The sequence below is a fragment of the Rhizobium sp. 0TCS1.26 genome (assembly GCF_050455525.1).
Taxonomy (GTDB): domain Bacteria; phylum Pseudomonadota; class Alphaproteobacteria; order Rhizobiales; family Rhizobiaceae; genus Neorhizobium.
The window spans coordinates 337,449-356,557 of the sequence record NZ_JBCIYV010000003.1 but is presented as its reverse complement, the minus strand read 5'-3'; the positions used below and the strand labels follow the sequence as shown (position 1 = coordinate 356,557).

General features: G+C 63.2%; 15 protein-coding genes. 9 read left to right on the top strand and 6 right to left on the bottom strand.

Annotation, left to right across the window (positions count from 1 at the left end):
• Positions 1 to 5: 5 nt before the first annotated feature.
• Together AAIH46_RS15740 and AAIH46_RS15735 are read right to left on the bottom strand one after the other, a co-directional pair.
• Complete coding sequence (locus AAIH46_RS15740; RefSeq protein WP_430306915.1) at positions 6 to 1,619, bottom strand: AMP-binding protein; 1,614 nt, start codon at positions 1,617 to 1,619, stop codon at positions 6 to 8.
• An 11-nt stretch (positions 1,620 to 1,630) separates the two neighbouring features.
• Positions 1,631 to 2,059 (bottom strand): hypothetical protein, encoded by a 429-nt coding sequence (locus AAIH46_RS15735; RefSeq protein ID WP_430306914.1) that lies wholly within the window; start codon positions 2,057 to 2,059, stop codon positions 1,631 to 1,633.
• Positions 2,060 to 2,464: 405 nt separating this feature from the next.
• Between AAIH46_RS15735 and AAIH46_RS15730 the strand changes: the two genes are divergently transcribed.
• From AAIH46_RS15730 to AAIH46_RS15715, 4 genes are all read left to right on the top strand, one after another.
• The gene (locus AAIH46_RS15730; RefSeq protein ID WP_430306913.1) at positions 2,465 to 4,000 is read left to right on the top strand and encodes an ABC transporter substrate-binding protein; all 1,536 of its coding nucleotides are present in this window, start codon (positions 2,465 to 2,467) and stop codon (positions 3,998 to 4,000) included.
• An 81-nt stretch (positions 4,001 to 4,081) separates the two neighbouring features.
• Complete coding sequence (locus AAIH46_RS15725) at positions 4,082 to 5,098, top strand: ABC transporter permease (protein WP_430306912.1); 1,017 nt, start codon at positions 4,082 to 4,084, stop codon at positions 5,096 to 5,098.
• A gap of 1 nt (position 5,099) precedes the next feature.
• On the top strand, positions 5,100 to 5,957 hold the full coding sequence (locus tag AAIH46_RS15720; RefSeq protein WP_430306910.1) for an ABC transporter permease: 858 nt from the start codon (positions 5,100 to 5,102) through the stop codon (positions 5,955 to 5,957).
• Positions 5,957 to 7,819 (top strand): dipeptide ABC transporter ATP-binding protein, encoded by a 1,863-nt coding sequence (locus tag AAIH46_RS15715; protein WP_430306909.1) that lies wholly within the window; start codon positions 5,957 to 5,959, stop codon positions 7,817 to 7,819. Before AAIH46_RS15720 ends, AAIH46_RS15715 begins: the two co-directional genes overlap by 1 nt.
• A 24-nt stretch (positions 7,820 to 7,843) precedes the next feature.
• Here the strand turns inward: AAIH46_RS15715 and AAIH46_RS15710 are convergent, their stop codons facing one another.
• A complete protein-coding gene (locus AAIH46_RS15710) occupies positions 7,844 to 8,548 on the bottom strand; it encodes a hypothetical protein (RefSeq protein WP_430306908.1) in 705 nt (234 codons plus the stop codon).
• A gap of 357 nt (positions 8,549 to 8,905) precedes the next feature.
• On the opposite strand from AAIH46_RS15710, the gene AAIH46_RS15705 reads away from it, so the two are divergent.
• The 5 genes from AAIH46_RS15705 to AAIH46_RS15685 all read left to right on the top strand — a co-directional run bounded on the left by AAIH46_RS15705 (position 8,906) and on the right by AAIH46_RS15685 (position 13,893).
• On the top strand, positions 8,906 to 9,709 hold the full coding sequence (locus AAIH46_RS15705; protein ID WP_430306907.1) for an ABC transporter substrate-binding protein: 804 nt from the start codon (positions 8,906 to 8,908) through the stop codon (positions 9,707 to 9,709).
• A gap of 176 nt (positions 9,710 to 9,885) precedes the next feature.
• Positions 9,886 to 10,560: an amino acid ABC transporter permease gene (locus AAIH46_RS15700; RefSeq protein WP_430306906.1), complete on the top strand. Its 675-nt coding sequence runs from the start codon at positions 9,886 to 9,888 to the stop codon at positions 10,558 to 10,560.
• A gap of 365 nt (positions 10,561 to 10,925) precedes the next feature.
• A complete protein-coding gene (locus AAIH46_RS15695) occupies positions 10,926 to 11,711 on the top strand; it encodes a cyclase family protein (RefSeq protein WP_430306905.1) in 786 nt (261 codons plus the stop codon).
• Between the two features lie 57 nt (positions 11,712 to 11,768).
• Complete coding sequence (locus AAIH46_RS15690; protein WP_430306904.1) at positions 11,769 to 13,358, top strand: phytoene desaturase family protein; 1,590 nt, start codon at positions 11,769 to 11,771, stop codon at positions 13,356 to 13,358.
• A 25-nt stretch (positions 13,359 to 13,383) separates the two neighbouring features.
• Complete coding sequence (locus AAIH46_RS15685; protein ID WP_430306903.1) at positions 13,384 to 13,893, top strand: MarR family winged helix-turn-helix transcriptional regulator; 510 nt, start codon at positions 13,384 to 13,386, stop codon at positions 13,891 to 13,893.
• Positions 13,894 to 13,942: 49 nt separating this feature from the next.
• On the opposite strand, the gene AAIH46_RS15680 is transcribed toward AAIH46_RS15685, so the two are convergent.
• The 3 genes from AAIH46_RS15680 to AAIH46_RS15670 form a co-directional block, all read right to left on the bottom strand.
• On the bottom strand, positions 13,943 to 15,259 hold the full coding sequence (locus tag AAIH46_RS15680; protein ID WP_430306902.1) for an MFS transporter: 1,317 nt from the start codon (positions 15,257 to 15,259) through the stop codon (positions 13,943 to 13,945).
• A gap of 72 nt (positions 15,260 to 15,331) precedes the next feature.
• Positions 15,332 to 16,879: an indolepyruvate oxidoreductase subunit beta family protein gene (locus tag AAIH46_RS15675; protein ID WP_430306901.1), complete on the bottom strand. Its 1,548-nt coding sequence runs from the start codon at positions 16,877 to 16,879 to the stop codon at positions 15,332 to 15,334.
• Positions 16,880 to 16,881: 2 nt separating this feature from the next.
• On the bottom strand, positions 16,882 to 19,038 hold the full coding sequence (locus tag AAIH46_RS15670; protein WP_430306899.1) for a thiamine pyrophosphate-dependent enzyme: 2,157 nt from the start codon (positions 19,036 to 19,038) through the stop codon (positions 16,882 to 16,884).
• Positions 19,039 to 19,109: the final 71 nt, after the last annotated feature.

Genomic DNA, 19,109 nt, shown 5'->3' with positions numbered 1-19,109 from the left:
GTCTATCAGCCTGCCTTGCGGATGGAGGCCTTGAGCCTGCGCAGATCGATAGCCGTGCCCTCTTCGATCGCCCGGGCCGCCATGGCCTTGATCTCGCCGCGCTGGAGTTTCTGGGTCGAACTCAGCGGCAAGCGGTCGATGAAAACGATGTAGCCCGGAAGCTTATGGTAGGCGATGTGGCTGCCGGCGGCCTCGACAATGCGCGCCGCCGTCGCCTCTTCATCCTCCGGCGAGATCGGCCGGTCGGCGACGATGAAGGCAAACACCTCCTCGCCGCGCAAGTCGTCGGCCACCGGCGTCACCGCCGATGCCATCACGCCGGGATCCTTTGCCAGCGCCGCCTCGACCTCCAGCACGGCGATGTTTTCGCCGCTGCGCCGCACGATGCTCTTCTTGCGGTCGAAGAAGTACAGCAGCCCCTTCTCGTCGGCGTAGACGACGTCGCCGGTATGGAACCAGCCGCCCTCCCAGGCCTCTTCCGTGGCTGCCTCATCCTTCAGATAGCCGCTGAAAAACCCGTGCCGGGGATCTTCCCCCGCCGCCCGGACGAGCAGTTCGCCGGGCTTTCCCAGCTCGACGTCGGTGCCGGTATCGTCGGCGATGCGGAACTGCATGCCGGCGCGCGGGCGTCCGATGCAGCGCAGGCCTGGCGCATAATCGTCGGCCGCCGTCGTCGTCACCGCCCGGCCGCCGGTTTCGGTCATCGCCCAGGCCTCGACGATCGGAATGCCGTAGCGCTCCTCGAACTCGATCTTGTGGCGTGCATCCACGCCGGGGCCGAGCGCAAACTTCACCCGGTGGGAGCGCTCCGCTTCGGTGACGGGAAGCTGCAGGAGGATTGCCGGGATGACGCCAAGGCAATGGATGATGGTCGCCTGCGAATCCGCGATCGATGCCCACCACGTGCTTGAGTGGAAGCGATCGAGCGGCACGATGGCGCCGCCCTTCATGATCATGCCGACGGCCGTGCAGCCGAGCGCATTCATATGGAACATCGGAAGCGGCGTCAGCGCCACTTCGCAGCCCTCGCCCATCTCGGCAATGCCGCCCTGGCTCGTGTACCATTCGGCGATCGTGACGAAATAGATGTTCGACAGGATGCAGCCCTTCGGCTTGCCGGTGCTGCCGGAGGTAAACAGAAGCGCGCACTCGGCATCCGGTCCGCCCGGGCGAGGATCGTGTTTGGTCGCCGATGGCGGGATCGCATCGCCGGCGGCAATGACCGCCACCGCGCCCGGCTTGATGTCCCGCATCTCGTCCAGTCGCTCGGCGATGACGACCATCAGCGGCGCCTCCGACATGTCGAGCTGGAACAGCAACTCGTCGCGCCGCAGATCCGGATTGATCGGCACGATCGAGGCCCCCACGGCATTGAGGGCAAGCCAGTAGTCGAAGAATTCCGGCCGGTTTTCCAGCAGCAGGGCGACCCGCGATCCGAGACCGAAACCGGCATCGGCAAACTCCTGGCTCAGACGCTCGACCCTTTGGAACACCTCACCGTAGGAATACCGGAATCCGCCCGGCGCATAACCGAGATGGGCACTTTCCGGGGCGAGCAAAAAGGTGGCCTGCGGGCGGAGAGCAGACTGATGCTGGAAAAGCAGGTAGGGGGAGTGCATGTCGTCTGTTCCTAAATCCGTTCCACCAGGCCCTTGATCAGGAACATCTCGGCTTCATGGATGGTGCCGAACTGAACCCATTCCGCGTCCGTCTGCGTCGCGAGCCGCCAGGTGATCAACGACACCACGCATGTGTCGGGAGGCATGCGCAGCAACGCGCCGGGAATGACCCTCGACATGTTGCGGAACTGCATGGCGTCTGGCGTGGCGCCCACCTCGTAATCCACCTGGAACCGCGCTTGGTCGACATTCAGCCGAACGAAGGTGTGTTTGCCGGTGAAGACCGACGTGCCGCGGAACAGTCCGGGCTCGACCTCAATCCGGTCGGCACTGCCCCAGGCCCACTCGCCCTGCTTCAACCCGTCCGCCATCAGCGTAAACGCGACCTCGGCCGGGCGCTCCACCAGGATGCTGCTGGAATGACAATGCGGATCGATCATGACGCACCTCCTGCAGCCGGACCGGCGGCGATTTCCCTAAAGGCGTTTTAAGCGTAAAATAATTTGTAAGAACGTCAACGCCTATTTGCGGTTCAAGGCAAGCAACGTCCCACCGAAGATTGTCGCGACTAATTTTTTTCAACCGACTTTAGGTCAGAAGCCTTGTTTTCCGGCATTTGGATGCGAACGAAGCAGCGTCGCATCGATTTTTGTAAGGACGAAATTTTAGGCTTGAAGTAATCGATACCTCGTTTTACGATCCCTCCAATTGTTGAGGGGACGCCGCACAGAACGGCGCAAAACGATACGATCAGAAGCCCCTGGCAGGAATGCAGGCCCGCGTTTTCAAGAACCGCCGCAGGTCCATCGGCTCCATGAGATGATGGACGAACCAGAGGGATCGTCATGACTTTTGAACTCGACCGCAGAAATCTTCTGCAGATGCTCGGGCTTGCCGCCGTCGGCGGCTCCGTCCTGTCGCAGGCCAGCTTCGCCTTTGCCGAGGGACCTGACAGCGTCACCATCGGCTGGCCCAGTGACGTGCCGTCATGGGATCCGAACGTCCGCTTCGTTCCGGACGCCCAGCCGCTCTTCAAGATGGTCTTCGACCAGCCGCTCGATCAGTCACCCGACCTGAAGCTCGTCGGCAACTTGATCACGAAATGGGAACTGAAGCCGGACGGCCTGTCGATGCCGTTCGAGATCCGCAGCGACGTGAAGTTCCACAATGGCGATCCGATGACGATCGAGGACTTCAAGTACACTTTCGTCGACCGCATCAAGTCGGGCATCAAGCTCGACATCGCCAACTCCTGGCGCACCCTAACCGACATCGAGATCGTCTCGCCGACCTCCGGCATCATGAAGTTCTCCGCCCCGACGCCGACTGCGCCGCAGTGGCTCGCCTTCCTCGGCAGCTATCTGGTACCGAAGAAGTACCTGGAGAGCGTCGGCCCGGAAGAATTCGCCAAGAAGCCGATCGGCACCGGACCCTACAAGCTCGTCGACTACCAGATGAACTCGCGCATCGTGCTGGAACGCAACGACGATTATTTCGGCCCCAAGCCGAAGATCAAGCGCGTCACGATCGACATCATCAAGGATCCGTCGGCGCGCACCGCCGCCATCCAGTCCGGCCAGGTCGACATCACAGTCAACATCCCGGTGCGCGAGGCTGAGCGCCTCGGCAAGACCGATGGCCTGACCGCCGAGATCAACCCGTTCACCCGCCTCATCCTCCTGCAGATGCGCAACGACATGGGCTTTGCCGACAAGGCCGTCCGTCTCGCCGCCCACCATGCCATCGACAAGGCGGCGCTCTCCAAGGCGTTCTACGGTGGTGCCGCAGTGCCGCTCTCTATCCCCGCCACGCCCGGCACTCCCGGCTATATCGACGACTACAAGTTCGCCTATGACCCGGAACTGTCGAAGAAGCTGTTGGCCGATGCCGGCTTCACCAAGGACAAGCCCGCGACATTCAAGCTGGCGGCCACCAACGGCCAGTTCCCGAGCGATTTCGACATGGCCCGGGCGCTCGTCCAGATGTGGCAGAAGGTCGGCCTGAAGGTCGAGCTGGAGCAGATCGAGTATTCGAAATATTTCGAGCTGAACCGCGGCGGCAAGCTGCCGGAAGCCACCCTCTACAGCTTCGACAACGCCACCGGCGATCCGGAAATCTTCTCCGGCTACCTGATGAACCCGAAGATGCCGTTCGGCGCCTGGAAGGGGCAGGAGATCGGCGACAAGATCCTCAAGCTGTTCGTCGAGCCGGTCTACGAAACCCGTATCGCCGGATACAAGGCTCTTGCCCAGGAGATCGTTGAGACGGGGGCCAACATCCCGCTGCTGCAGAGCGTCCAGACGCTCGTGCGCAAGAAGAACCTGTCCTACGTCAAGTATGGCAATGCCTGGGTTCTCGGCAGCACGATGTCCTGGTCCTGATACCGGGCTGAACCGGATGCAATGCTGGGTCCGGCACGCTGTCGGACCCGATCCCCTGAAGTTCTTGAATGAGGCATGCGCATGATCGCGACCATTGCCAAGCTATTGGTGAAGCGCGTCCTCACCGCGATCCCCATCCTGCTCGTCGTTTCCGCCCTTCTCTTCTGCATTTTGCGGATCCTGCCCGTCGATCCCGCGGCCATGTCGCTGCCGCCCAATGCCACGACGCAGGAAGTCGAGGCGATGCGCAGCGAGATGGGCCTCGACCGGCCGTTGTACGAGCAGTACAGCATCTGGCTGGGCAAGCTGCTGCAAGGTGATATCGGTCGCTCCATCCACTTTCGCCAGGACGTCACCGCGCTGATCGGCTCGACCCTGCCCGCGACGATCGAGCTAGCGGTAATCGCCATGGTGGTCGCGACCGTCTTCGGCCTCGCCGGCGGCCTTTTCCTCTTCTACGTGCGCGGCACGAGGGCAGAGGCGGTGATGGACTTCGTCTCCATCCTGCTCTTGTCGCTGCCGGAATTCCTCTGGAGCCTCTTCCTGCTGCTGATCTTCGGGGTGTTTTTCGAGATCCTGCCGTTTACCGGGCGCCTCAGCCCGGGTTTCGAACGCCCCATGGTCACCGGCTTCCTGCTGTTCGACAGCCTGATCACCGGCAATATCGCGACCTTCTTCAACGCGCTGGAACACATGATCCTGCCATGCCTGGCGCTGGGCATCGCGCTTTCGCCGTCGCTGATGCGGGTGCTGCGCTCCAGCCTGCTCGACGCCTACCAGGACGACTACATCCACCAGGCGCGGCTGCGCGGTCTCTCGGAGAAGCGCATCCTCATCCGTCACGGTCTGAAGAACGCCATCCTGCCGACGCTCAGCCTCATGGGCGTGCAATTCGGTTTCCTGTTCGGCGGCACGCTGCTGGTCGAGATCATCTATTCCTACCCGGGCATGGGCAACCTGATGGTCGACGCCATCCGCAACGCCGACCTGCCGATCATCCAGGGCGCCGGATTGACCTACTGTATCGCCGTCCTGATCATCAGCATCATCGTCGACAGCCTCTACCTGGTCCTCAACCCCAAACTGAGGATGCGCTGACATGCGACCGCTTCCGCTCTGGCTGAAATCCGGCCGTGTCCAGACAGGCCTCGTCATCATCTTCATTCTCGGCGTGCTGGCAATCTTCGCGCCCTACATTGCACCCAACGACCCGAACGAGCAGAACCTGCTGGCTATTCTGTCGCCGCCGTTCTGGGCCGACGCCGCCGATCCGATGTTCCCGCTCGGCACCGACAGTCTCGGCCGCTGCGTGCTGTCGCGCCTCATCTTCGGCGCCCGCGTAGCGCTGACCGTCGCCTTCACCGCCTCGATCGGTGCCATGCTGATCGGCGCCTTCTTCGCCCACATCGCCGGCTATTTCGGTGGCTGGGTCGATTGGCTGATCGGCCGCATCGTCGAGATCTGGCTCTCCTTTCCGCCGGTCATCCTGTCGCTGATCCTGATGGTGGGTCTCGGCACCGGCCTGCGCAACGTCGTGCTCGCGATCATCCTCGTCGACTGGACACGCTTCTGCCGCGTGCTGCGAAGCGAGGTCATCGTCCTGCGCCGCCGGGACTACGTATCGGCGGCACAACTCGTCGGCTTCTCCCACTGGCGCACGATCACTCGCGAGATCCTGCCCGGCACGCTGCCACTGCTGATTACCCTGATGAGCCTGGAGATGGGCGTCGCGGTCATCGTCGAGGCTATCCTCTCCTTCGTCGGCATGAGCGTCAGCTCCGAGACGCCGGCATGGGGCCAGATGATCGCCGATGCCCGGCAGAACATCTACGACGCGCCGTTCAACCTCATCGCGCCGATCCTGGCGATCTTCTTCGCCGTGTTCGGCTTCAACATATTGGGGGATGGCCTGCGCCGGACGCTGGACACGCGCCTCACCCAGACGGAGCGCAGCTGATGACTGGTCCCATCCTTCAGGCCCAAGGCCTGTGCGTCGAATCTGTCGGGGCCAAGGAAAGTTTCCCGGTCCTCACCGACCTGAACTTCTCGCTGCAGCCGGGAAAGATCCTCGGTCTCGTCGGCGAATCGGGTGCTGGCAAATCGATGATCGGCCGGACGATCTCGCAGTATCTGCCGAATGGCTTTGCCGTCACCAAGGGCACGCTGAAGTTCGATGGCGAGGATCTCGTCGGCATGGCGGCGGAGCGCCGGCGCAATCTGCTTGGCCGCGACATCGCCTTCATTCCCCAGGAGCCGCTTTCGGGCCTCAACCCGGTGCTGAGCGTCGGCCAGCAGATGAAGGAGCATCTGCTTCGCATCGGTCTGGCGCCCGGTGAGAACTGGCGCGAGCGGGCGCTTAAGGAATTCGAGGCGGTGCACCTGCCGCATGGCGCAGCGCTGCTGGAACGTTACCCGCACCAGCTGTCCGGCGGCATGTGCCAGCGCATCCTGATTGCCATGGCATTTGCCAGCCGGCCACGGCTGTTGATCGCCGACGAGCCGACGACGGCGCTCGACGTGACGATCCAGGCGCGCATCGTCAAGCTGATTGCCGAGATGCAGAAGCGCGACGGCACCGCGGTGATCTTCATCACCCATGACCTGCGGCTCGCCTCGCAGATCAGCGACGAGATTATGGTGCTCTACGCGGGCCGTCCGGCGGAACTCGGACCGGCTAAACAGCTGTTTTCGGCGCCGGCGCATCCCTACACGCGCTGTCTGCAGCTCGCCAATCCGACGATCACCGGCCCGAGGCGCGGCCTCTATATCCTGCCGGAGCGCATGCCCGGTCTGCGGGTGCTGAAGGAATTGAAGGGCTGTCGCTTCGCTTCCCGCTGCCCGAACGTGATCGACGCCTGCACGCGCACCGAGCCGCCGTTCATGGCGATCGGTCCCGATCACATTGCCGCCTGCATCCGCACGGAGGCGACGCCGGAGATTGTTGCGCCGCCCGCCGTGCCCGCTCGCGACCAGACGACTGCCAAGACACATTTGTCGGCCGAGAAGCTGGCCAAGGCCTACACCACAAGCTGGAGCCCGTTTGCCAAGCGCGGCACCTTCAAGGCGGTCAACAGCGTCCACCTGACCCTTGCGGAAGGCGAGTTCGTCGGCATCGTCGGTGAAAGCGGCAGTGGCAAGAGCTCGCTTGCCCGCCTGGTCGTCGGGCTCGACAAGCCGACTGACGGTCGAATCGAGCTTGCCGGCCGCGACGTAACCGCCAATGGTGCATCCGACCGGGCCTACCGTCGCCAGTATATCCAGATGGTCTTCCAGGATCCGCAGTCGGCGCTCAATCCGAGGCGTCGCATCGGCAGCATCGTTACGCAGGCGAATGAGGCGACTGGGCTGCACAACAGCAGTCGCGAACGAATGGATCGAGCCGCCGAACTGTTGAAGGAGATCGGCCTGCCGCCGGATGCCGCGCTGCGTTACCCCTCGCAGCTTTCCGGCGGCCAGAAGCAGCGCGTCAACATTGCGCGTGCCCTCTGCACCCTGCCGAAGATCCTCGTCGCGGACGAGATCGTGTCCGGCCTCGACGTGTCGGTCCAGGCGCAGCTTCTCGACCTGCTGCTGAAGCTGCGTGATGAGCACGGCTTCTCGATGCTGTTCATCAGCCACGACCTGTCGGTCGTGCGTTATCTCTGCGACCGGGTGCTGGTGATGTATCGCGGCGAGGTGGTGGAGAGCGGCCGCACCGAGGCGGTCTTTGCCAATCCGCAGCATCCCTATACCCGCAGCCTGCTGGCAGCGGTGCCGCCGGATGACGTCAGTCTGGAATGGTCACCGGTCCTGGCGGAGGCAGGCTATCAGGTCGAGTAACGCCGATAGCCTGCACCAACTCCGTCAGGGGCGGATGATCTTCGTCGCCATCGGATAGTGCGAATTGCCGCCCTCAAAGGGCGGGAAATGGTTGAAATCCTCCCGCATGGCGACTCGCGCGGGGGATTGAAGCGCCGCCGTCAGCGCCGCCTGGCTGTCGAACATCACGCGGTTTCGCTGCATGTGGTTGACGCGCTGCCAGGGCAGGAAGCCTGTCCAGTCCACCCGCGACAGGATCTCGATACTGCGGATGCCCGGAAAGGTTCGCATCACCTGCGGATGGTGCGTGACATAGTAGTGCGTCCAGACGTTCAGGTCTTCGGCCGGGCCGGCATAGTGGACGACGTAGGAACAGGGATTGCCGTTGCGGGTGATGTCCAGCTTTCCGTCGTCGACCGGGAAGTGCCGGACATACATCGCCTGTTGTGTGGCTTTGGCGCCGCGAATGCTGGCAAGGACGCCAGCGGCCGCAAGCTGGTGCAGATGGCCAGCGGGTGCCAGCGCCTCCTCCAGCTCTGACAGTTCCTCGAAATAGAGCTGCATGCCGAAAATCGGCGCCTCCTCGTCCGGATTATACAGATCCTGCGTCGTCTCCGGCGTGAAGAGGTTCGCCGCAGTCAGCCCCGGCGTCAGCTTGATGATCTCGGACACCGTTTCGACGTCCGGCTTGCTGACGGCGAGCTGGCTGCCATCGGTGTTTTCGAAGAAGGCAAGATAGGCAAAACGCATGGACGAGCTCCCGCTTTTCGATCAGATCGGAGGATTGCGCTTGCGCCCTCTCCGCCCGGAACAAGATCGTACTATCGAACCGCCGAACGGGAAAAACAAGTTGAAACCTCAACTATTTTCCGTCTGCCGTGGATCGCGTGTTTCATGATTGAAGCTTAAATCTTTTTGCTTGAAGCGCCTCCGATTTTGCCTCACGATCCCCAAGGATGACGCGTCGACGGCGGTGCAGGGAACACCGCATGAGGACGGCTTCGGAGCGAGCCGCCTCGGCGCACGACGATCGTCAACGAGCAGGAAAATCGAAGTCAGAACCGGCGAGACGACAAGGCCGGACAAGAAACAAAGGGAACAGAACCGATGACCACCACCGTCTTCCGCCGCACCTTCATCGGCCTTGCGGCAGCTACCGCCTTCTCGATCGCAGGGGCCTCTATCGCGTCCGCGGCAGCGCTCGTCGTCGGCGCCTATCCGAGCAACCCGCCGTTCGAATACAAGAACTCCAGCGGTTCCTTCGAAGGTTTCGAGGTGGACGTCGTCACCGAAGTCGCCAAGCGCCTCGGCATGACGGTAGAGATTTCCGACCTGGGCTTCCAGGCGCTCTTCGCCGCCACCGCCTCCAAGCGCATTGACGTGGCGATCTCGTCGATCACCATCACCAAGGAGCGCCTCGGCAGCCAGTCCTTCACCCAGGCCTATTACGATGCCGACATGGGCATTGCCAGCCGCAAGGAAGCCAAGCTCTCGGCGCCTGAAGACCTGAAGGGCAAGGTCGTCGGCGTCCTAGCCGGCTCCACCGGCGACAAATGGGCCAAGGACAACAAGGAAAAATACGGCATCAGCGACATCAAGAGCTACAACGCTCAGCAGGACATGCTGATGGACCTTTCCGCCGGCCGCAGCGATGCAGCCGTCAGCGACGTGCCGGGCATGCAGTACGCGTTCCTCAAGATGAAGGATCTCGTCGTCAAGGTGCCGATCAAGACCGGCGAGCAGTACGGGCTGATGATGACCAAGGACCATCCGCTCCTCCTCAAGGCCAACGACGCGCTGACCGAGATGAAGAAGGACGGCTCGCTTGCGGCAATCCACAAGAAGTGGTTCGGCAGCGATCCGGCTTCCAATTCGGCCTCTGCCGTCGAACAGCCGATGCCCAAGCCCTGAGCCTGTTCCTGAGTTGCCAAGACATTGTGGTGCCGGTCGGCAACGGTCGGCACCACTACGAGATGACGTGCCGCGCCGGAGACCGGTTGTAGGGCGCTGCAAGCAGCAATTCTCCATGCCCACCCGATCGCGGACCAATGCCGCAGGCGGACGGCATGCCTCAGGGGCCGATGGCAATGACCCTCTTCGACACATTCTTCAATATCGGGGTCCTCGGCGATGCCTTCCCGGCACTACTTCGCGGCCTGATCAATACCTTTATTCTCGGCATCGCCGGCATCGGGTTTGGCATTCCGCTGGGGCTGGTCATCGGGCTGTTGCGCCTCTACGGGCCGAAGCCTGTGCGCTACGTCAGCGTCTTCTACATCGACATCCTTCGGGCAAGCCCGATGCTGGTCGTGCTGATGGTCATGTATTTCGCCCTGCCCTTCGTCGGCATCCGTCTTTCGTCCTGGACCTGCGCGATCCTCGCCTTCACCATCGTCATGGCAGCCTACATGGCAGAAGTCTTCCGTTCTGGTATCGAGGGTATCCCGAAGGGCCAGTTCGAGGCAGCCGCGGCACTCGGCCTGCCGTTCGTCGTCACCTTGCGCAAAGTCATCCTGCCCCAGGCGATCCGCGTCGTCATTCCGCCGGCGACCAACAACTGCGTGTCGATGTTCAAGGACACGTCGCTTGCCTCGACCGTAGCGCTGGCAGAACTGATGAAGGAGGGACTGGATGCGCAGGCGCTTTATGCCAACCCGACGCCGCTGATCGGCGCGGCGCTGATCTACATCGCCTTCCTCTGGCCGATGGTACGGCTGGTCGGCCTGCTCGAGAAGAAGTTCAGCAAGGAGAAGACGCGCTGAAGCTTCTTCCCTCGGAGCGGTTTCCCTTTCATTGTTAATCGGCTTGAGCACCGCGCCCTTTCCCCGTGACCCGAGCCGCTTCAAAACATATTCCTGCGCATATACCCGCTGATATTGAGCTTGGGATGGCCTTGAAACCGAGGCCTATCGAATGGAATTCTGAGGACCGCAATTCAACTGACTTCGGCGCGATCCCCGCAGGTCTCGCGTCCACCAAACGATCGCAGAAAGAGCTTTGTTAGCGCCCTCTCCATTGCTTGCATCCTCATATTTTCTGCAATACGCTCCTTCATCGGCACGCGACATCCGGAGAGGAAACCGGGTCTCGCCGGCAACGATACCGGTCATCAAAGGGGAACTTACACATGTCTTCCGCAACGCTCGCCACGCTCGCTTCCGCGCTCGTTTCAGGATCGGTCAAGGTCGTCGACCTGACCGCTCCACTCGGACCCGAGACGCCGGTCCTTTACCTGCCGCCGCAGTTCGGCAAGAACACGCCGAAGGTCACCGTCCACACGATTTCCGAGTACAACGAAGATGGCCCATTCTGGGCTTGGAACTGGCTGGAGCTCGGCGAACACACCGGCACTCACTTCGATGCGCCCTGTCACTGGATCACCGGCAAGGACAAACCGAACAATACGACCGACACCATCCCGCCGCAGAACTTCGTCGCACCGGTCAACGTCATCGACCGCTCGAAAGAAGCCGCAGAAAACCCGGATTACCTGCTCACCGTCGACAGCATCAAGGAGTGGGAAGCGGAGAACGGCGAGATCGAGGCGGGCAGCTGGGTGCTGATGCGGTCCGACTGGTACAAGCGCAACGGCTCGAGCGACACCTTCCTCAACGCCGATGAAAACGGTCCGCACTCGCCCGGCCCGACTGCCGAGGCCATCCAGTACCTGCTGTCGAAGGGCATCATCGGCTGGGGTCAGGAAACGATCGGCACGGATGCCGGTTCGGCCGGCGGCATGAACCCGCCCTTCCCCGCCCACAACCTGATGCACGGCGCCGGCAAATACGGCCTTGCATCGCTGTCGAACCTCGACCAACTGCCGGCAAAGGGTGCCGTTTTGATCGCCGCGCCGCTGAAGATCGTCAAGGGGACTGGGTCGCCGGTGCGCGCCCTGGCAATGATTGCCGGCTGATCCTTCGAGGGCCGGACCTCACCGGTTCCGGCCCTCCGCTTTCGGGAGGACGGCGGCATGGCGGATTTCGACTACATCATCGTCGGCAGCGGCATCAATGCGCTGGTGGCTGCCGCCTTGCTCGGCAAGAAGGGCAAGCGGGTTCTCGTTCTTGAACGCAGCGAGGAAGCCGGCGGCTGCCTGCGCAGCGCCGAAGTCACCGCGCCGGGCTTCGTTCACGACGTGATGGCAACGACGATGGTGCTGTTCCTCACCTCGCCTGCCTACGGCGCTCTCGCCAAGGATCTCGAAGCTCGCGGGCTTGAATTTGCGCATGCCGACCTGCCGACGGGCGTGCTGCGACCTGACGGATCGTCCGTCATCCTCTCCAAGGACCGCCAGCGCAACATTGCGACGTTCGAGGCGCGCGCCGCCGGAGACGGACACGCATTCGACCGCGAGATGAACCTGCTCGGGGCCGATGCGGCATTCCTGTTCTCGCTGCTCGGCGGCGCGCTGTGGTCCGGCACCACCTTCAACACCATCGCCAGACAGGGCTGGAGCAAGGGGCTGCGGAAACTCGCAGCCTGGTTCGGCAGTGCGCTGACCCCGGCGCGCGGCTATCTCGAAACCACCTATTCCTCCGAGGCGACGCGGGCGTTCTGGGCGCCGTGGGTACTGCATTGCGGCCTGGCACCGGAAAGCGCCTACTCGGCCGAGATGCTGAAAGTCGTCGGCTTTGCCATCGAGCTTGCCGGCTGCCCGATCGTCAAGGGCGGCGCCGGCAATCTGGTCAAGGCCTTCGAACGGCTGATCACCGATCAGGGCGGCGACATCCGCACCGGCACAGACGTCGCGGGCATTCTGGCCGGCCCGCGCAACAGGGCTGCGGGCGTAAGGCTCACGACCGGCGAAACGATTGCTGCTGCGGCCGGCGTCGTCTGTTCGATGACGCCGCACCAGCTCTACGGCCGACTTCTCGCGGACTGGCCGCAGCCGATGCCGGCCGACGTCCGCGACGGCGTCAAGCGGTACCGCTACGGCAAAGGCAACATGCAGATCCATTATGCGCTGTCTGCGCCGCCGCGCTGGAAGGGTGATCCCGACCTCGCCAAGGTCGCGCTGCTACATCTGACGCCCGGGCTCGACGGGGTGTCGCGTGCCTCGAACGAATGCGAGCGCGGCCTGCTTCCGGCGGAGCCCACCGTCTGTGTCGGACAGCCGGCCAGCCTCGATCCAAGCCGTGCACCGGACGGCCAGTCGATCCTCTGGCTGCAGCTGCCCGAAGCGCCGCGCTTCATCAAGGGCGATGCCTTGGGCGAAATCGCAGCGCCTGCGGACGGACGCTGGACCGGGGAGATACGCGAACGCTACGCGGATCGGATCGAGGCGATGCTTGCCCGTCACATCGAGAACTTCGACGCGATCAAGCTGGCGCGGCGCGCCTACTCTCCCCTGGACCTCGAGGCGATGAACATGAACCTCGTGGGCGGCGACCCGTATGGCGGCTTCTGCGGCATCGACCAGTTTTTCCTGTGGCGGCCCTTCAAATCCTCTGTTAACCACCGGACGCACGTGGAAGGCCTGTATCACATCGGCGCCTCCACCCATCCGGGACCGGGACTGGCCGGTGGTTCCGGCTTCCTGCTCGCGTCGTCTCTGCGCTGACCGAGCGCCAACTTGATGAGGTTTCATGGCAGAGCGGTTTTCAGGCGTCGTGCTGAGGCGGTCGGAACAAGACGATCAGCCTGATCGTCCGACGATCGGCGAGATCGGCCTGAACCATTTCGCCCCCTATCTGATGAACCGGATCGTCGCCCGCTGGAACGCGACGATGGCCGAGGAGCTCCGCGAGTACGAGCTGTCGACGGCAAAGATGCGCACGCTGGCGGTGCTCAGCGTCTCGGCGTCGCTGACCATCAACGAGCTTTCGGTATTTGCAGTCATCGAACAGTCGACGATGAGCCGGACGCTGGAGTCACTCGAGGATCAGGGCTACATCCGTCGCACACCGCGTGCGGAAGACATGCGCATCCGCGACGTGACGATCACGGAGAACGGCCGCACCGCGTTCGCCAGCTTCTGGCCGACCATGTATGATTCCATGCTGCAGATGTTCGACGGCATCGACGAGGACGAGTACCGGGCCTTCACCGCGACACTGCACAAGATCCTCGTCAATATTCGCAAGCACGAACTCTAGCTGACGGGCTGTCCGGGAGGCCGCACGGGTGCGACCTTGCGAGCGGCAGCTAGCCCTGCTTCTTGTTCGGGATGAGTGAGGTCGCCAGGGCGGCAATGGCAGCGACGAAGGCAAACACATAGAAATTCCATTCCGGGGCGACGTTGAGGCTGGCGATATAGCCGCCGATCAACGGACCGCAGAGCGCTCCGATCCGCGAGAAGCTGAGCGCCCAGCCTGTTCCGGCGGCGCGCACGGACGGCTGAAGATACGCAGCCAGATAGCCGGTGAGGATCAGCGAGGCGGAGACAGTGCCGAAGCCGGCCAGGGCGACCACCGCATAGTTGAGCCAGATGGACCCCTTGAAGGCGAGCATCGCGATGCCGATCGCGCCGAGCAGATAGGACAGCGTTACCGTCCGCTTGACGCCAAACCGATCCGCCCACTGCCCAAGCACGATGCCGCCGATGGCCGAGGTGAAACTGAAGACGGCGAGGAACAGCAGGCTGTCACCCAGATCGTAGCCGCTCTTGCGCATGATCTGCGGCAGCCACTGCGCCAGTCCGTAGACCAGCAGCAATCCCATGAACAGCGCTGTCCAGAAGCAGGCCGTGGCGTAGGCGTTGCGGGCCGAGAAGATCTCGCCAAGCACGGTCCGCCACCCGACGCGCGTCTTCTGCTGACCCGACGGCGCGGGAACATCGACACCGAGCCGCGACGCCAGCCGCTGGGCGGCGTCCTGGCGACGTCGGGCAACGAGGAAGTCGAGCGATTCCGGCAGCAGAAGCGCCATGATCGGAACGATCAGAACCGGTAGCGCACCGATCAGCATGACGGGCCGCCAGCCGTAATCAGGCAGCAGCCAGCGTCCGACCAATGCGGCAGCGAACAGTCCCAGCGAGTAGCCGGAATACATCAGCCCGTAATTGAAGTTCTTCTTGGCGCTCGGCGAATATTCGATGGTGAGTGCAGCGGCCAGCGGAATGATGCCGCCCAGGCCAAGGCCAGAGACGAAGCGGGTGATGCCGAAGACCATCGGGGTCGGCGACCAGGCCGTCACTGCGGTGCACAGCGAAAACAGCGACAGGCAGATGAGGAACATTGGCTTGCGGCCATAGATCTCGCTCAACGTGCCGATGACGATACCGCCGACGAGCATGCCGAACACCGTGTAGCTGCCCATGGCGCCAAGCTGCATGGGCGACAGGTTCCACGCATTGTCGGTGGCGAGCGCCGGCAGGATCGCTCCGAGTACACCGACATCATAGCCTTCGGCAAAGATTGCCACCCAGCATAGGAGGACGACCATCAGGCTCTTCGGGTGAGAGATCTCACGTGTCGGAGAGACGACCGACGATGCCGCCGCCGGATTCGATGCATAGGTCATTGCCGCTGTTCCCTCATTATCGATACAGGCTGCGCCCGACGCGCAAGGCTGGCAGCCCTGCGCACGTACTCCTCAGAGCGTCGCCACCGTCTTCAACGCGCCGTCGAGCGCGATGCCGCTTTCGTCGAGCAGCGCCGCCTGCCGGAGCCGCTTCATCCAGGCGCCACCGTCCTCGCGTTCGCTTAGCGCCGGAACCGCCGACATCACGCGGTCGAACTTGGAAAGGCCGCGGGCATGGGTGTCGGAATAGCCTTTCACCAGGCGGCGATTGTTGATCACCTCGACGGCAAGGTCGTAGTTGCGTGGCAGGAGCGCGGCGGCGGCAACGAGCCAGGCTTCGCGGTGCTCGCCCTCGCGCATGTGCCGCAGGGTCCCGCGACGAAACCGCCGAAGCCCCGCCATTGCGTAGAGCCCAACGAACCAGAACAGCGTTGCCGTCTGCACCCGGCGGCCCTTGTTGATGCGGCGGTCCAGCCAGGCGAACACTTTCGGCCGCTTCTCGACCCAGAGCCCGAGCCTCTTCGGCATGGTGCCGCAAACCTCATCCATGCGCGGATGCATGTACTCGGTCATGTAGAGGAGCTGGTCCGCCTTGACCCCGACCTCCTTGGCGACACGGTTGAAGCGGCTGCCGCGCGTCTTTAAGTCCGCGACCCGGATCACGTCGTCATAAGCCATCGCCACGGCCACGTATTTCGCCGCCTGCACGGTGAAGGCATAGTCCTTCTCCGCCCCGCCTTCGGCTCGGTCAAGCGCATGGAGCTTGCCGACACGGTCGAGATACTCGCTCGCATAGGCCGGATCCTGGAAATCGGTGAGCTTCTTCACGCCGGCTAACAGCAGCGGCCAGGCGACCTCCGGAAACTCGGCACGCATGCGGTGAACGAGCCTGTCGAGCGCCGGGTGGCCTGCCGTTTCCGGCATGGTGTCGAAGCGTTTGATCGGCGTTGCACTGACCTCGTCGCGCGGCTTGGCCTTTGCCCGGTCGTAGGAGGCGTTGAAGGCCTTGAGACTTGGCTCGACGCCCTTGCCGCCGCCGCGAATGGTCGCCTCGAAGGCTTCCTTCGGGAACGGCAGGACGTCGGCTGCGGCCAAAGCACCGAACATCGAGGCCGAGATCACGCTGCCGTTCTTCGCTGCCAGCGTATCCATGTCGAAGGCGATGGTGCGCTTGGCCGCAAAATCCGTCGCTCCGACGACGACCGTCGGATCGCCGATGCCGTCGCCCGGCTTTTCCTTCTCGCCGACGGCGAACGAACGGTGGGTCGAGGCGATCAGAACCGTCTTGTCCGGCGTTACCAGCCCGCGCAGGACCGAGCGACCGGCCTCCATCAGTTCGGACGCCAGCACCACGTCGACATCACCCGGCGTCGGCATCAGCGAAAAGATCGGCGACACCCCGCCCCGCGCCGGAAGCATCTCGATATAGTAGATGGTCGCACCGGTGCGCTGGGCAACGCCCGGCACCGACGTCGACTGCGCCATCCAGCCCTGAGCTTCCGCAAGGCCGACGATCCAGTCGGCGAGCACGCCGCCGCCCTGGCCGCCCATCGCCATGATGGCGAGCGCCAGCGGCTTGTCGGATACCAGCAGGGTCTTCGGGTTGACCGTCTCGTTCATGATCAAGCCTCCGCGAACGCAACGCGGCCGCTGGCGCGGCGCGCCTGCAGCCAGCCGATCACCGAAGCCCGCATCCTGGACAGGAACTTGTCCCAGCCGGTCGGGTTCATGATGACGTCGGCGCGGTAGAAGGACGGACAGAGGACGGCGGCTTCGGAGACTTCGCCGCAATTGCCGCAGCCGACGCAGGAATTGTCGATCGCCGCGACCGGATCGTCCTTCAGCGGATCGTCCGTGTGCTTGACCGAAAGCGAAGGACAGCCGGACAGGCGGATGCAGGCGTGATCGCCGGTGCAGACATCTTCGTCGACGCCGAAACGCTCCTTAACCATGCGCTTGCCATCCTTCACCGCCTTGGCAAATTGCGGCTTCACCCGGCGCTGCTTGTTGAGCATGCATTCCGACGAGGCGACAATGATCTTCGGCCCCTTCTCGGTGGTTGTCAGCGCTTCCTTCAGCGTGTCGCGCATCTTGGCGACGTCGTAGGTGCGGTCGATCTGACGCACCCATGTGGCGCCGATCCCCTTCACCGCGTTGACGATCGAGTTGTTCGTCTTGCGGTTCGGATTGTCGGCGCGCGACGACAGGATGTCCTGACCGCCGGTGGCTGCCGAATAGAAATTGTCGACAACGAGGATGACGCCGTCCTGCTTGTTGAACACCGCATTGCCGACCGAGGTGGCAAGGCCGTTGTGCCAGAAGCCGCCATCGCCCATGACGGCGATCGAGCGCTTGTCGGCCTCGACGTTGAAGGCCGAGGCCGACGCCGGACCGAGGCCGTAGCCCATCGTCGTGCCGCCGATGTTGAAGGGCGGCAGGATGGAAAACAGGTGACAGCCGATGTCGGCGGAGACGTGGTGCTCGCCGAGCTCCTTCTCGACCAGTTTCATCGCCGCAAAGATCGGTCGCTCGGGACAGCCGGTGCAGAAGCCGGCGGGCCTGGCGGGCACCACTTCGGCAAGCGCCTTGATGCGCGGGTCGTTGAGCACCGGCGTCGCATCCGGTACCGGCGGCTGGTTGCCGAGCAGCAGGCGGTCATACATCTCGATGAAGGTCTTCAGGCCCTTCATCATGATCGGCGCCGTGTATTCACCACCGAGCGGCAGGATGTCCTTGCCGTGCAGGCGGGTCTGGATGTCGCGGCGGCGCATCATCGTGTGCAACGACTGCTCGATGTATTCGGGCGCCCCCTCCTCGATCATGATCACCGCCTGCTTGCCGAGACAGAAGTCGATGACCTCGTCGTCGATCATCGGATAGGCGACGTTCATCACGTAGATCGGGATCAGCGAATTGCCGTAGACATCGGCAAGGCCCAGTTGCTGCAAGCCGCGCATGACGCCGTTATAGAGCCCGCCCAGCGTGATGATGCCGATCTCGCCTTCCGTCGGGCCGAAGAACTCGTTGAGCTTGCGCTCCTTGACGAAGTTGACGGCGGCCGGCCAGCGGCGCTCCAGCTTGTCCTTGTCCTGGGCGAAATTCGCCGGCGGCAGGACGATGCGGTTGACGTCGCGCACCGGGTTTTCCAGCGCCTGGCGCAGCGTAAAGTCCGGACGCTTGTTGTCCTTGGCGACGAACTGGCCATGCACGTGGCACGCACGGATGCGCACCTCCAGCATGACCGGCGTGTTGGAGGCTTCCGAGAGCTGGAAGCCGTCCTCGACGGCCTGCACCATCGACGGCAGGTTGGGACGCGGATCGAGCAGCCACATCTGCGATTTCATGGCGAAGGCGTGGCTGCGCTCCTGCATGATCGACGATCCCTCGCCGAAATCCTCGCCGAGGATGATCAGCGCACCGCCGTTGACGCCGCCGGAGGAGAGGTTGGACAGCGCGTCGGAGGCGACGTTGGTGCCGGCCGTCGACTTCCAGGTCACCGCACCCCGCACGGGATACATTACGGAAGCCGACAGCATGGCAGCAGCCGCCGCTTCCGAAGCCGAGGTTTCAAAGTGGACGCCGAGATCCTCCATGATCTCCTTGGCATCGGCCAGCACGTCCATCAGGTGCGAGATCGGCGATCCCTGGTAGCCGCCAACATAGGACACGCCCGACTGGAGCAGTGCCTTGGTGATGGCGAGGATGCCCTCACCCCGGAAGATTTCGCCTTCGCCGAGCTTAAGATCCTCGACTTCGCGTGCAAAAGATCGCTCGGCCATGGCAGTTCCCCTTTGCCTTATCGGCTTGTCGCCATATCATTTGCAAAAGCATATTTTCGGCGCGGCGCGTT

Bases quoted from the DNA above. Each gene is read 5' to 3' on its own strand.
- AAIH46_RS15740 (WP_430306915.1), bottom strand. From the start codon at position 1,619: ATGCACTCCCCCTACCTGCTTTTCCAGCATCAGTCTGCTCTCCGCCCG.
- AAIH46_RS15735 (WP_430306914.1), bottom strand. From the start codon at position 2,059: ATGATCGATCCGCATTGTCATTCCAGCAGCATCCTGGTGGAGCGCCCG.
- AAIH46_RS15730 (WP_430306913.1), top strand. From the start codon at position 2,465: ATGACTTTTGAACTCGACCGCAGAAATCTTCTGCAGATGCTCGGGCTT.
- AAIH46_RS15725 (WP_430306912.1), top strand. From the start codon at position 4,082: ATGATCGCGACCATTGCCAAGCTATTGGTGAAGCGCGTCCTCACCGCG.
- AAIH46_RS15720 (WP_430306910.1), top strand. From the start codon at position 5,100: ATGCGACCGCTTCCGCTCTGGCTGAAATCCGGCCGTGTCCAGACAGGC.
- AAIH46_RS15715 (WP_430306909.1), top strand. From the start codon at position 5,957: ATGACTGGTCCCATCCTTCAGGCCCAAGGCCTGTGCGTCGAATCTGTC.
- AAIH46_RS15710 (WP_430306908.1), bottom strand. From the start codon at position 8,548: ATGCGTTTTGCCTATCTTGCCTTCTTCGAAAACACCGATGGCAGCCAG.
- AAIH46_RS15705 (WP_430306907.1), top strand. From the start codon at position 8,906: ATGACCACCACCGTCTTCCGCCGCACCTTCATCGGCCTTGCGGCAGCT.
- AAIH46_RS15700 (WP_430306906.1), top strand. From the start codon at position 9,886: ATGACCCTCTTCGACACATTCTTCAATATCGGGGTCCTCGGCGATGCC.
- AAIH46_RS15695 (WP_430306905.1), top strand. From the start codon at position 10,926: ATGTCTTCCGCAACGCTCGCCACGCTCGCTTCCGCGCTCGTTTCAGGA.
- AAIH46_RS15690 (WP_430306904.1), top strand. From the start codon at position 11,769: ATGGCGGATTTCGACTACATCATCGTCGGCAGCGGCATCAATGCGCTG.
- AAIH46_RS15685 (WP_430306903.1), top strand. From the start codon at position 13,384: ATGGCAGAGCGGTTTTCAGGCGTCGTGCTGAGGCGGTCGGAACAAGAC.
- AAIH46_RS15680 (WP_430306902.1), bottom strand. From the start codon at position 15,259: ATGACCTATGCATCGAATCCGGCGGCGGCATCGTCGGTCGTCTCTCCG.
- AAIH46_RS15675 (WP_430306901.1), bottom strand. From the start codon at position 16,879: ATGAACGAGACGGTCAACCCGAAGACCCTGCTGGTATCCGACAAGCCG.
- AAIH46_RS15670 (WP_430306899.1), bottom strand. From the start codon at position 19,038: ATGGCCGAGCGATCTTTTGCACGCGAAGTCGAGGATCTTAAGCTCGGC.